2 protein-coding genes (1 of these 2 only partly in view) are annotated in these 14,915 nt (G+C 75.2%); both read left to right on the forward strand.

Annotation, left to right across the window (positions count from 1 at the left end):
* The gene (locus tag AB5J87_RS32000; RefSeq protein WP_369381802.1) at window positions 1-13,887 is read left to right on the forward strand and encodes an SDR family NAD(P)-dependent oxidoreductase; all 13,887 of its coding nucleotides are present in this window, start codon (window positions 1-3) and stop codon (window positions 13,885-13,887) included.
* Window positions 13,884-14,915, forward strand: partial view of an amino acid adenylation domain-containing protein gene (locus AB5J87_RS32005; protein WP_369381804.1) — the beginning only. 6,540 nt of this gene lie beyond the right edge of the window; only the first 1,032 of its 7,572 coding nucleotides appear in the window; it begins with the start codon at window positions 13,884-13,886; the stop codon falls past the right edge of the window. The genes AB5J87_RS32000 and AB5J87_RS32005 overlap by 4 nt, the downstream gene beginning before the upstream one ends.

Consider the following 14,915-nt stretch of genomic DNA (forward strand, 5'->3'; position numbering starts at 1 on the left):
ATGAAGCGTGACCTGCAACGGTTCTTGCGAGAGACGCTGAGCGGCGTCCTGGGAACCGATCTGGCCACCAGCTCCGACGGTGCTGCCCTCGTGGAGCTGGGGCTCGACTCGATCAGCTGCGTCGTGTGGCTGCGCGAGGTCAACCGGACCTTCGGGCTTTCCCTCACGGTGGCCGAGGTATGCGGTCACCCCACGTTCGGCGAGCTGGCCGCCCTCATCCAGGGGGCCATGGGAGATCAGATGAGTGTCACGAGCCCTCGGTCTTCGGCTGCCCAGGTGGCCTCCTACCTGCGGCGGAGCCTGGCCGACGAGCTGGAGCTCGCGGAGCCGGACATCGACGACGACGCGCCCTTCGCCGAGCTGGGCCTGGACTCCATCACCGGTGTCACCTGGACCCGCAAGCTGAACACGCACTTCCAGCTGTCGCTCTCCGCGACACAGGTGTACAGCCACCCGTCCATCACCGAACTCGCCGCGCACCTGGCGGAACGCCTGGCCGGTACGGACGCGCCGGAGCGGGCCGAGGAGCCCGCTCCCGCCTCCGCCGTGGAGTCCGGGGCCGCGCACGACGGCGGCACCGGCACCGGCACCGAGGAGCGTGCCGCGCTCGCCTCCTGGCTGCGCGCGAGCCTCGCCAAGGAGCTGGAGCTGGACGAGGCCGAACTCGACGACGACACGCCGTTCGTCGAGCTGGGCCTGGACTCCATCACCGGCGTCACCTGGACGCGGTCCATCAACACCCGCCTCCAGCTGTCGCTCTCGGCGACCACGGTCTACGGCCACCCGACCGTCGCCGCGCTGGCCGCGTACCTCGCCGCCGAGCAGAGCGCCGTACTCCCCGAGGAGCGGGCGACGGCCGAGGCACCGGTGGCCGAGGCAACCAACCAGCCGGAGCCGCTCGCGGAGCCGGACCCCACGCCGGTGGCGGACCCGTACCCGCACCCGGAGCCCATACGTACATCCGTTCCCGTTCCCACCCCCCGCCCGGCCGTCGACCTCGTCGACATCGCCGTCATCGGGATGTCCGGCGCCTTCCCCAAGGCGGAGAACCTGGACGAGTTCTGGCGGAACATCGTCGAGGGGCGCGACTGCGTCTCCGAGGTGCCCGGGTCGCGGTGGTCCGTGGAGACCTTCTACGACGAGCGGCCCGGCACGCCCGGCAAGTCGTACAGCAAGTGGATGGGCGTGCTGGAGCACGCCGACCGCTTCGACCCGCTGTTCTTCGGCATCTCGCCCGGCGAGGCGGAGTACATGGACCCGCAGCAGCGCGTCCTGCTCCAGGAGAGCTGGCGGTGCGTGGAGGAGGCCGGGTACAGCCCGGAGGCCCTCTCCGGCACCCAGTGCGGAGTCTTCGTCGGCTGCTCGGTCAACGGCTACGGCGGACGGCTCGACGAGACCGAGCTGAGCGCCCACCAGAACCTCGGCAGCAACAGCGCGATCCTGGCCAGCCGGATCTCGTACACCCTGAACCTCAAGGGCCCCTGCCTCTCGATCGACACCTCCTGCTCGTCGTCGCTGGTGGCCATCGCCGCCGCCTGCGACAGCCTGGTGCTCGGCGACAGCGACACCGCGCTCGCGGGCGGTGTATGGGTCATCCCCGGCCCGGGCGTCCACGTGGCGATGAGCCAGCTGCGCGCGCTCTCCCCGGACGGCCGCTGCCACGCCTTCGACGAGGGTGCCAACGGATTCGTCCCGGCCGAGGGCGTCGGCGTCCTGCTGCTGAAGCGCCTGGCCGACGCGCAGGCCGACGGCGACCGCGTCCACGCCGTGATCAAGGGCTGGGGCGTCAACCAGGACGGCAGGTCCAACGGCATCACCGCCCCCAACGCCGAGGCGCAGACCCAGCTCCAGCGGCGGGTGTACGAGCGGTTCGGCATCGACCCGGCGGACATCCGGCTCGTCGAGGCGCACGGCACGGGCACCGCGCTCGGCGACCCGGTGGAGATCGACGGTCTGGTCGGCAGCTTCGGCGCGCACACCGAGGAGCGCGGTTACTGCGCGATCGGCTCGGTCAAGAGCAACATCGGCCACAGCGCCTGCGCCGCCGGGGTCGCCAGCACCCTCAAGGCGGTGCTCGCCCTCAAGCACCGGACCCTGCCGCCGACGATCCAGTACGACCGGCTCAACGAGCACATCGACCTGGGCGACACCCCGTTCTACGTCAACACCGAGGTGCGCGACTGGCCGGAGCGGGCGGCCAACCCCCGTATGGCGGCGGTGAGTTCGTTCGGCTACAGCGGCACCAACGCCCATCTCGTGGTCGCCGAGGCCCCGCCGGTCGCCGTGCCGGCCGACGAGCCGGGCGCCCGGCTGGTGGTGCTGTCCGCGCGCACCGCCGACCAGCTCGACCGGCAGGCGCGGCAGCTCCTCGCGCACCTGGACGCCGACCCGGCGCAGAGCCTGCGCGCGCTGAGCCACACGCTGCTGCTCGGCCGCAAGCACTTCCGGCACCGTCTCGCCCTGGTCGCCGCCGCGCCCGCCGACGTGGCGCGCGCCCTGCGCGGCTGGCTGGAGACCGGCGCCGACCCGTCGGTCCGCACCGGCGACCGCAAGCCGGAGCGCGCGACCGGCGGCCGGCCGGCCGCGCCCACGGGCGGCGCCGACCAGCTGGACCGGCGCCACCTGGAGACGCTGGCCGAGGAGTACGTCCAGGGCCGCACCCCGTCGTTCGACGCGCTCTTCGAGGCGGGCCGCCCGGCCCGGACCTCGCTGCCGACGTACCCGTTCGCCACCGACTCGTACTGGCTCGCGGCCCCCGCCGCCGAACCGGTCCGGAGCACCATCACGACCGGCGAACCGGCCCGTGCCACCGCGCCCGCGACCGGCGAGCCGCTGTGGCTGGAGCCGAGCTGGGAGCCCGCTCCGGTCTCCGGCGCCACGGCCGCCGTTCCCGGCGAGCACACCGTCTGGCTCGTCGGTGCCGCCGTCGACGGCGTGCTCGCGGACGCGGTGCGCGACCGGCTGCCCGGTGGCGCCACCGTACGGACGCTCGTGACCGGCGCCGACCGCCTCGACGCGGACTACCTGCGGCTGACCCGCTCGCTCCTGGCCGATGTGCGCAGCCGTGGCGGGGCGCGCCAGGGGCTGCTCCAGGTGGTCGTGGTGGGATCGGGGGAGTCCCGGGTGCTCGCGGGCGTCTCGGGGCTGCTGCGCACGGTGGCTTCGGAGCACCCCCGGCTGCGCACGCAGTGCGTGGAGTACGCCGACGCGCTGTCCGCCGACGCCCTGGCGCGGCTGGTGCGCGAGTGCGCGGGCGACGCGCACGAGCCGGAGGTCCGCCAGGCCGGCGGAGTGCGGCTGGTGCGGCGTCTGGCCGAACTCCCGTATGCGGAAGGCGTGTTGGGCACGTCATGGCGTTCCGGTGGTGTGTATCTGATCACCGGCGGTCTCGGTGGTCTCGGTCTCGTCCTCGCCCGTGAGATCGCCGCAAGCCTCGACGAGGGAACGCTCGTCCTCGTCGGCCGCTCCGCGCCGGACGCGGCGGCCCGCCGCACCCTCGCCGCCCTGGCCAAGCCGGGCGTGACCGTCACCTACGAGCGGGCCGACGTCGCGGACCGCGCCGCGGTGGACGCGCTCGTCGCCGCGGTCGTCGCACGCCACGGAGCCCTCCACGGCGTCCTGCACTGCGCGGGCGTGCTGCGGGACGGGCTCGTCGCCGGGAAGACCGACGACGACGTACGGGCCGTCCTCGCGCCCAAGGTCTCCGGTCTCGTCCACCTCGACGAGGCCACCCGGGACCAGCCGCTCGACCTGCTGCTCTCCTTCTCCTCCACGGTGGCCGCGCTCGGCAACGCGGGGCAGGCGGACTACGCCGCGGCCAACGGCTTCCTCGACGCCTACACCGCCCACCGCAACGAACTGGCCGCGCGGGGACGCCGTTCCGGCCGGGCCGTCAGCGTCGGCTGGCCGCTGTGGGCGGACGGCGGGATGCGTCTCGACGCGGCCGGGCTCGACCGGCTGGCCCGGCTGGGCGTCGCCCCGCTGGCCACCCGTGACGGTCTGGGCGTACTGGCCGCGGCCGTCGCCTCGGGCCGGGAGCGCACGCTGGTCCTCTGCGGCGACCGCGAGCGGCTCCTCGCGCGGCTGTCGGCGCTGATCACCACGGCACCGGCGCCAGCGGCGGTGGAGCCGTCGCAGCCGTCGACGCCGGGCGGCCCGACGTCGGCCGAGTGGCGCGAACTGCTCGTCGCAGAGATGTCGGCCCAGCTCAAGGTCCCCGTCGAGGAGATGGACGAGGACGGTGAGTTGGGGGAGTACGGGTTCGATTCGATCAGTTTGACGGAGTTGGCGAACCGGTTGAACGAGCGGCACGGTCTGTCGCTGGCCCCGACCGTCTTCTTCGAGCACCCGACGCCGCGGCGCCTCGCGGAACACCTGGCCGGACAGGGCCGCGTGGCCCCGGGCCAGGCTCCGGCCGCGCCCGCCGCTCCGGCCGCCGACGCGCTCCCCGCCGTGGCCCGGGACATCCTGGTCGCCGAGATCTCCGGCCAGCTCCACGTGCCCGTCGAGGAGATGGACGAGGACGGTGAGTTGGGGGAGTACGGGTTCGATTCGATCAGTTTGACGGAGTTGGCGAACCGGTTGAACGAGCGGCACGGTCTGTCGCTGGCCCCGACCGTCTTCTTCGAGTACCGGACCGTCGGCAGCCTCGCCGCGCATCTCGTCGACGCGTACGCGCCGGAGCTGGCGCGCGTCCACGCCGGGCGGACGGACTCCGCACCGGCGCCGACGCCCACCGCCTCCGCGCCGACGCCCGCGCCCGCCCCTTCCGAGGGCCTCGCCCTCGACGGGCGCACCGGCTCCCGCGAGACCGCCCCCGTCGGCGCCGCCGAGCCCATCGCCGTCGTCGGCATGAGCGGCAGCTTCCCCCAGGCGCCCGATCTCGCGGCCTTCTGGGAGAACCTGCGCGACGGCAAGGACTGCGTCACGGAGATCCCCGAGGACCGCTGGGACTGGCGGGCCATGCACGAGGACCCGGCCACGCCCGCGAACCGGCGGCACGTCGGCTGGGGCGGTTTCCTCGACGCCGTCGACCGCTTCGACCCGCTCTTCTTCGGCATCTCGCCCCGCGAGGCCACCGCCATGGACCCGCAGCAGCGGCTGCTGCTCACCCATGTGTGGAACGCCCTGGAGGACGCCGGGATCGCGCCGTCCAGCCTGGCCGGCAGCGACACCGCCGTGCTCGTGGGCACCGCGCCCAGCGGTTACGGCAGCCTGGTCCTGAAGGAGCAGCAGGGCGAGGACGGGTACGCGGCCACCGGGGTCTCCGGCTCCGTCGGCCCCAACCGGGTCAGCTATCTGCTGGATCTGCACGGTCCCAGCGAGCCGGTCGAGACCGCGTGCTCCAGCTCGCTGGTCGCCCTGCACCGCGCGGTGGAGCTGCTGCGCTCGGGGGCGAGCGGGCTCGCCCTCGTGGGCGGGGTGAACACCATCGTCAGCCCCGATCTGCACATCAGCTACAGCCGGGCCGGCATGCTCAGCGAGGACGGCCGCTGCAAGACGTTCGCGGCGGGCGCCGACGGCTATGTGCGCGGCGAGGGCGTGGGCGTCCTCGTCCTGAAGCCGCTGGCCGCGGCCGAGCGCGACGGCGACCGCGTCCACGGCGTCATCCGCGCCACCGCCGAGAACCACGGCGGCCGGGCGCACTCGCTGACCGCCCCCAACCCGCGGGCGCAGGCCGAACTCCTCAAGTCCGCCTACCGCCAGGCCGGGATCGACCCGCGCACCGTGACCTACGTCGAGGCGCACGGCACCGGCACCGAGCTGGGCGACCCGGTCGAGATCGGCGGCCTCAAGAGCGCCTTCGCCGCGCTCGCCGAGGAGGCGCCGGACCCGCTGGGCGAGCCCGCCCGGTGCGGCATCGGCTCGGTCAAGAGCAACATCGGGCACCTCGAACTGGCCGCGGGCGTGGCCGGGGTGGTCAAGACGCTGTTGCAGATGAAGCACGGCGAGCTGGTCGAGAGCCTGCACTGCGCGGAGCTCAACCCCTATCTCGACCTCGCGGAGGGCCCCTTCCACGTGGTGCGCGAGCGGACGCCCTGGCGGCGGCTGCGCGACGCCGACGGCGCCGAGGTGCCGCGCCGCGCCGGTGTCAGCTCGTTCGGGTTCGGCGGGGTGAACGCCCATGTCGTGCTGGAGGAGTACCGGGGCGGCGAGGCCCGGCCCGAGGCGGCCGGGAACCGGGCGGCCCTGGTCGTCCTGTCGGCCCGTACGGACGAGCAGCTCACCGGCCGGGCCCGGGACCTGCTCGGCCATCTGACGCACCACCAGGTGACGGACGCTCAACTTCCCGCTCTGGCACACACGTTGCAGACCGGCCGCGACGCCATGGAGGAGCGCCTCGCCGTGGCCGTCACCTCGGTGGCCGAGCTGCGCGACCGGCTCGCCCGCCTCCTGGCCGGTGACCCGGACGGCTGGCACCGGGGGTCCGCGCCCCGCCGCGCCCCGAAGGCCGCCGGGCGCGACACCGCCCGCCCGGCCGCCGCGCCCGCCCGGCCGAACACCGGGGACGACGCGCGCGTCCTGGCCGAGTGGGTCGCCGGGCACCCGGCCGACTGGCAGCGGCTGTACGCCCCGGGCGCCCGCCCGGAGCGGCTTGGCCTGCCCGCGTACCCGTTCGCCGACGAGCGCTACTGGGCGGGCCGCACCCGCCGCCCGGCCGCACCGGCCCACTCCCACCCGCTGCTGCACCGGGCCGCGTCCGACGCCGCCGACGGGGCGCTCTCGTACGAGTCGCGCTTCGACGGCAGCGAGCCGTTCCTGCGCGACCACCGCGTCCAGGGCGGCCGGGTGCTGCCCGGCGCCGCGCACCTGGAGATGGCGCGCGCCGCGCTCGCCCGGGTGACCGGCCCGGAGCGCGCCGACCGCCTGCGGCTCTGCGACGTCGTGTGGCTGCGCCCCGCGCTGTGCGGGCCGGACGGCCTCGACCTGCGCGTCACGGTCCGCGAGCCCGTCGAGGGCGCGGGAACGTACGAGTACGCCATCCACAGCGTCGGCCGCGACGGCGAGCGCACCCTGTGCAGCCAGGGCCGGGCGAACGTGACGGACGGCGCCCCGGGCCGCCCGCCGCTCCTGGCCGAACTGCGCGCCACCTGCTCGCAGGCGTACACGGCCGACGAGCTGTACGGCCTGTACGCGAACGTCGGCATGGAGTACGGCCCGGCCCACCGCTCCCTCGCGGGGCTCGGCGTGGGCGCCGACGCCGAAGGACGGCCGCAGGTCCTGGCCGAGCTGCGCCTTCCGGCGGCGGCCGAGCCCGTGGACCGCTACCGGCTGCACCCGAGCATCGTCGACGGCGCCCTCCAGGCCACGATCGGCCTCGGCCTGAGCGCCGCCGCGCGCGCCGGGCAGGCCGGGCGGCCCGCGCTGCCCTTCGCCCTGCAGGGGCTCCTCGCGGCGGGCCCGACCCCGGCGACGGCGTACGCCTGGATCCGCCACCAGGACGGCAGCCGGCCCGACGCCCCGTCCGCCAAGCTCGACGTGACGGTCCTCGACGAGCGCGGCCGGGTGTGCGTGGAGCTCACCGGGCTGAGCGCCCGGGTGCTGCCGGGCGGCCCCGGCGAGCGGCCCGTGCCCGTGGCCGCGCCGCAGCCGGCTCCGGCGCCCCTGCCCGACGGCGACCGCGCCCTGGAGTACATCCGCGAGCAGCTGGCGGGCGCGCTCGAAGTCGCCCCCGAGCGGCTGGACGTGGACACCCCGCTGGAGCACTACGGCATGGACTCCATGATGGCGATGGAGCTCACCCGCCATCTGGAGGGGCCGTTCGGGCCGCTCTCCAAGACGCTGTTCTTCGAGGTGCGCACCATCAGGGCGCTGAGCGAGCACTTCCTGGCCGAGTACCCGGAGCAGGTGCGGGCGGCGCTGGGCGCGTCCGGCGCCCAGCCGGTGACCGCGCCCGCCGCCGCGGCGGCGGAGCCCGCCGGCGCGTCCGCCGGCACGGCCGTCGCCGAGCGGCGCGGCCCGGGGGCGCACACCGACATCGCCGTCGTCGGCGTGGGCGGGCGCTACCCCGAGGCCGAGGACCTCGACGCCTTCTGGCGGAACCTGCGCTCCGGCCGCGACTGCGTCCGGGAGGTGCCCGGGGACCGCTGGGACCACCGGGAGCACCCGGGCGGCAAGTGGGGCGGCTTCCTCGACGGCGTCGACCGGTTCGACCCGCTGTTCTTCCACATCTCGCCGCGCGAGGCCGAGTACCTCGACCCGCAGGAGCGCCTGTTCCTGGAGTGCGTCCACCACACCCTGGAGGACGCCGGGCACACCGGCGAGAGCCTGGCCGCGGCCGGGAAGGTCGGTGTGTTCGTCGGGGTGATGTACGAGGAGTACCAGCTGCACGGCGCCCAGGCGCAGGCGCGCGGGCACCAGGTCGCGCTCTCGGGCAGCCCGTCGTCCATCGCCAACCGCGTCTCGTACTTCTACGACTTCCACGGGCCGAGCATGGCCGTGGACACCATGTGCTCGTCGTCGCTGACCGCGATCCACCTCGCCTGCGAGGCGATCCGCAGCGGCCAGTGCGCCTCGGCGGTGGCGGGCGGGGTGAACGTCAGCGTCCACCCCAACAAGTATCTGATGCTCAGCCAGGGCAAGTTCACGGCGAGCGACGGCCGCTGCCGCAGCTTCGGCGAGGGCGGCGACGGCTATGTGCCCGGCGAGGGCGTCGGCGCGGTCCTGCTGAAGCCGCTGGACCGGGCGATCGCCGACGGCGACCACATCCACGCCGTCATCAAGGGCACCGCGCTCAACCACGGGGGCCGCACCCACGGCTTCTCCGTGCCGAGCCCGGTGGCGCAGGGCGAGGTCATCGCGGCGGCACTGGCCGAGGCCGCGGTCTCCCCGGCCGAGCTGAGCTACCTCGAAGCCCATGGCACCGGCACCGCGCTCGGCGACCCGATCGAGATCGCGGGCCTGGTCAAGGCGTTCCGAACGGCCGGTGACGGCACCCAGCCGCAGCGCCTGGCGATCGGCTCGGTCAAGTCCAACATCGGCCACTGCGAGAGCGCGGCCGGGATCGCCGCGGTCACCAAGGTGCTGCTCCAGCTCAAGCACCGCGAGCTGGTGCCGAGCCTGCACTCGGCCGTGCCCAACCCGCACATCGACTTCGAGCGGACGCCGTTCCGGGTCCAGCAGCACCTGGAGCCGTGGCACCGCCCGACGCTCGTCACCGACGGCGAGGAGCGTGAACTGCCGCGCGTGGCAGGGGTGTCGAGCTTCGGCGCGGGCGGCTCCAACGCCCATGTGATCCTCGCCGAGTACGAGCCGGAGGCCGCGTACCACCGGGCGCCCGGCGAGGCGGCCCGGCCGGAGGCCGTGGTGCTGTCCGCCATGAGCGAGCCGCAGCTCGTCCAGCAGGCGCGGCGACTGCTGGCCCGCGCCGAGGAGTTGACCGACGCGGACCTCGCGGCCGTCGCCTTCACGCTCCAGACCGGCCGCGTCGCGCTCGACGAGCGCCTCGCCCTCACCGCCACCTCGATGGAGTCCCTGAAGCGGCAGCTGGCCGCCTTCGTCAGCGACCCGACCGCGTCCACCGCCGTGCTGCGCGGCACCGTACGGCCCGACGGCGAAGTGCCGCGCGAGCCGGCCGAGGCGGTCCTCGACCGGTGGGAGCGGGGCCGGTACGACGAGGTCCTGGCCGACTGGGTGCGCGGCCTCGCGGTGGACTGGGCGCGGCTGCGCGGTGCGGACGCACCCGTGCGGCGCATCGGCCTGCCGGGCTACCCGTTCGCCCGCGAGCGCCACTGGCTCGACACCGAGGACGCGAGCGGGCCGACGCCCCCGCCGTCCCGCGGCGACCTGCTGCTCCTGCGGCCGGTGTGGGAGACGGACCCCGGTGCGGCCCCGGCCGCGGCCGAGGAGCACGCCGAGCACCACGTCCTCCTGATCGGCTCGCTGGACGCCGCCGGGCGGGACGCGTACGCCTCCGCGCTGGCCGGAGCCGCCTCCTTCGACGTGGTGGACCCGGGCGAGGGGCCGCTGGACGCCCGCTTCCTGGACGTGACCCGGCGGGTCTTCGACCGCACCCGGGAACTCCTGGCGGGCGCCCCGCGCCGCCCCGCGCTGCTCCAGGTGGTCCTGGTGGGTGACGGCGGCGACGCGGAGTGCTTCGGCGGCCTCACCGGGCTGCTGAAGACGGCCCAGCTGGAGAACCCCCGGCTGCGCACCCAGTACCTCGACTGCCTCGACGGGGCCGCTGCCCCGGCCGTCGCCGCCCGGCTCCTCGCCGACGCGGGCCGTACGGCAGAGCCCGAGGTGCGGTACCGGGACGGGCTGCGCCAGGTGCGACGGCTGGCCGAGGTGGCGCCCGCGCGCCCGGCGGCGGCGCCGTGGCGCACCGGCGGCGTCTATCTGATCACCGGCGGCGCCGGGGCCCTCGGCCTCGTCGCGGCGCGCGAGATCGCCGACGGCGTCGAGCACGCCACGGTCGTCCTCACCGGCCGCTCCCCGCTGGACGCGGAGCGGTCGCGGGCGCTCGACGCCCTGCGGGCGGCCGGGCTGCGCGTCGACCACCGGCGGGCGGACGTCACCGACCGCGCGGACGTGGAGGCGCTGATCGCGTACGTGGCCGACACCCACGGGCCGCTCACCGGCATCGTGCACAGCGCCGGTGTGCTGAGCGACGGCTTCCTCGCCAACAAGACGCCCGAGGAGCTGGGCCGCGTGCTCGCCCCCAAGGTGTCCGGCCTGGTCAACCTGGACGAGGCGAGCAAGGGGCAGCCGCTGGAGCTCTTCTGCTGCTTCTCCTCCACCAGCGGCGCGTTCGGCAACCCCGGGCAGGCCGACTACGCGGCGGCCAACGCCTTCATGGACGCCTACGCGGCCCACCGCGAGCGTCTCGCGGGCGCCGGGCTGCGCCACGGCACGACGCTCTGCGTGAACTGGCCGCTCTGGGCGGACGGCGGCATGCGGGTCGACGCCGCGGCCGAGGAACGGCTGCGCCGGATGGACCTCGTGCCGCTGGCCACCGACAGCGCGCTGCACGCGCTGCGCGTCGGCGCGGCCGGGCGCGACAACGGTCTCGACGAGGGCCGCCTGCTGGTCGTCGCGGGCGACCGGGCGGCGCTGCTGCCGCGACTGACGAACCGTCACAGGACAATCGAGGAAGGGGAAGTGGTGCAGGAGGAGCAGTCCGCACGGGTCATCGACCGCGCGCTGACGGACCGGACCGTCCGCCATCTGCGGCAGCTGCTCGCCGGGGCCCTCAAGCTCGGCGTCGAGCGGCTGGACGCCGACACGGCGCTGGAGCGGTACGGCATGGACTCGGTCGTCGCGACCGATCTGATCGCCCGCCTGGAGGAGCACTTCGGGCCGCTGTCGAAGACCCTGTTCTTCGAGATCCAGACGGTCCGGGCGCTGGCCGAGCACTTCGTGGCCGAGTACGAGGACGAGCTGCGGACGATGTTCGGCCGGCCCGCCCCGGCGCGCCCGGCCCCGGCCCCGGCCCTTGCCCCGGCCCCGGCCCTTGCCCCGGCCCCGGCCTCGGCCCTTGCCCCGGCTTCGGCTCCGGCCGCTGCCCCGTCCGCCGGGCCGGTGCGTCCGGCGGCCGTCGCCTCCGTGGCCGGGCGCGCCCCGCGCCCCGCGCCCGTCGACCAGGACGTCGCGATCATCGGGATCGGCGGACGCTACCCGCAGGCCGACGGCCTGGACGCGTTCTGGGGCAACCTGCGCTCCGGCCGGGACAGCGTCACCGAGGTGCCGGCCGAGCGCTGGGACCACGGCGCGCTGTTCGACGCCGACCGGGACGCGCACGGCCGCACCTACTGCCGCTGGGGCGGCTTCCTCGACGGGATCGACCGCTTCGACCCGCTGTTCTTCGGCATCTCGCCCCGCGAGGCCGAGGCGATGGACCCGCAGCAGCGGCTCTTCCTGGAGACGGTGTGGGAGCTCCTGGAGGGCGCCGGGGTCACCCAGGACGCCATCGAGCGGCGCTACGGCCGCCGGGTCGGCGTGTACGTCGGCTCCATGTACCAGATGTACCGGGCCGACGAGGCCGACGTGCCCCGCGCGGCGCTGACCTCGGCGACCTCGTACAACATGATCGCCAACCGGGTCTCGTACTTCTTCGGGCTCGAAGGCCCCAGCCTGGCCGTGGACAGCATGTGCTCGTCCTCCGCCCAGGCCGTCCACCTCGCCTGCGCGGACCTGCTGCGCGGCGAGAGCGAACTGGCCATCGCGGGCGGGGTCAACCTCACCGTCCACCCTGACAAGTACCTCGCGCTCTCCCAGGCGCAGCTCCTGGGCAGCCACCCCGGCAGCCGCAGCTTCCGCGACGGCGACGGATACCTGCCCGCCGAGGCCGTCGGCGCGGTGCTCCTGAAGCCGCTGGCCGCCGCACTCCGCGACGGCGACACCGTGCACGCGGTCATCAAGGGCAGCGCCTCGCTCCACGGCGGCCGGGCCAACGGCTTCATGACGCCCAGCCATCGCACCCAAGTCGCCGTGATGCGGAGGGCGTTGGAGCGGTCGGGTGCCTCGCCCGAGTCGATCGGCTACGTGGAGGCGGCGGCCAACGGGTCGGCGCTGGGCGACGCCGTCGAGTTCGCCGCGCTGCGCGAGGTCTTCGGCGCCGTGTCCGAGCCGGTCGCGCTCGGCTCGGTGAAGTCCAACCTCGGCCACCCCGAGGCGGCCTCCGGCATCGCCCAGCTGACCAAGGTGGTGCTCCAGCTGCGCCACCGCGAGCTCGCCCCGCTGGTCGAGGGCGGCGCCGCCAACCCGAACCTCGACTTCGAGGGCGGACCCCTCACCCTGGCCGAGCGGCTCACGCCGTGGCAGCCGCGCACCGCCGAGGGGCGGGGCGTGCGGCGCGGTCTGATCAACTCGGTGGGCGCGGGCGGCAGTTACGTCAGTCTGGTGGTCGAGGAGGCCCCGGCGGCGGCCGTGGAAGCGGTGGCGGACGACGGCGGGCCGCAGCTCGTCGTGGTCTCCGCCAAGGACGCCGGGCGACTGCGTGACGCAGTCCGTCAGCTGCTCGACTTCGTCGAGGACGACACCACCACCGCCCTCGCGGACCTCGCGTACACCCTGCAGACCGGGCGCGAGGCGCTGCCGGAGCGGTTCGCGGCCGTCGTCGGCTCGCGGGCCGAGCTGCGGGCCGCGCTCGCCCGCCACCTGGGCGAGGCGGACGGCGCCACCGGCGCGTTCGGGATCGAGGTCCACACGGGCAACACCGAGGACGGCGCCCACCCGCTCACCGCGCTGCTCTCCGGCGCGCACGGCGAGGCGTTCGTCGCCGCGCTGGTCGCCGACGGCGACCTGGACCGGCTCGCCGGGCTCTGGACCGCGGGCGCCGGCGTGGACTGGGCGGCGCTGCACCAGGGCCGCCCCCGCAGGCGGATCGCCCTGCCGACCACGCCGTTCCGGCGCGAGCGGTACTGGATCGGCCGCACCTGGCAGCGGCCCGAGCCCGCGGCCCGCCCGGCCCAGGGGGGTCCGCGCCGCCCCGGTGCCGCGCAGGCCCCGGACACCCAGCGCCCGGCCCCGGACGCCGGGCACCGGGCGGCGGACGATCCGACCGCCTACCTCGCGGGCTTCTTCGCCGACGCCCTGGGCCTGGACGCGGGCGAGCTGCCCGCCGACAAGGACCTGCACGGCTTCGGCGTCGACTCCATCCTCTGGTCGCGGCTCCAGCGCCGGGTCGAGGCCGACCTCGGTCTGCGCCTGTCCACCCGCGACATCCTGGAGGGCGCCACCCTCGCACGCATCGCGGCCCGGCTCACCGGGCTCCGAGCCGAGACCGCGCCGCCCGCCACCGACCCGGCCACCGACCCGCTCGTCGGGACGGGGCCGGACACCGAAGACCCCCGTGCCGCCAAGGCCCGGGCGCTGGAGCAGTTCCGGCAGGGGCACGTCAGCCTCGAAGATCTGAAGGCACTCATGAAGGAAGCACCGAGCGCGTGAACGAGGATCAGATACTGGCGGGCTTCAAGGCGGGCACCCTCTCCGCCGACGACGTTCTCGCCTTCTACGAAGAGCTCCAGCGGCCCACCGCCCGGCGCCCCCTCTCCGAGGGGCAGAAGGGCCTGTGGCTGCTGCACCGGCTGCGGCCCGACGCGGACGTCTACAACGTCCCCGTCTGCTTCCGGGTGGACGCGCCCCTCGACGCCGACCGGCTGCGGCGGGCCTTCGCCCTGGTGGTGGCGGCCCACCCCCAGCTGTCGGGCGCGGTGACCGAGGAGGACGGCGTGCCGTACCTCGCCGCCCGCCCCGACCGGCCCGTCCACTTCGTCCACGAGCGGATGCCGCACCTCGCCGGGGACGCGCTCCTCGCCGAGGTGCGCCGCGCGGCCAAGGCGCCGTTCGACCTGGCGTCGGACCCGTTGGCGCGGGCACATGTCTACGAGACGGACGCGCCCGGCGCGGTCGTCCTGCTCGTCTTCCACCACCTCGTCTTCGACGGCGCCTCCACCCCGCTCTTCCTGCGGGACCTGGTGTCCGCCTACGACGCGCTGGGGCGCGGCACCGACTGGAGCCCGGCCGCGCCGGACGCGTACGACGAGTTCGTCCGCCGCGAGCAGGCGTTCCTGGACGGCCCCGAGGGCGCGCGCCACCGCGCCTTCTGGGAGCGGACCCTGGCGGGCGACCTGCCCGTGCTCCGGCTCGGCATCGAGCGCGCCGCCGCCCCGGGCGCCCCGGTGCTCGGCCGGACCGCCTCGCTCGCCCTGTCCGGTGCGTCCGGCGACCGGGTGCGCACCTGGTGCTCGACGAGCGGAGTGCGGCCCGCCGTCCTGTTCCTCGCGGTGTACGAGCTGCTGCTGCACCGCTACAGCGGCGAGCGGGACCTGATCGTCGGCGTGCCCTCGATGGGCCGCCCGGACCTCGCGTACGCCGACTCCGTGGGCTACTTCGTGAACATGGTGCCGGTGCGGTTCGGGCCGCGCGAGGACGTGTCGTTCCGCGCCTACGCGCGCGAGCTGTCGCTGGTCCTG

This window comes from Streptomyces sp. cg36 (genome assembly GCF_041080675.1).
GTDB lineage: Bacteria > Actinomycetota > Actinomycetes > Streptomycetales > Streptomycetaceae > Streptomyces.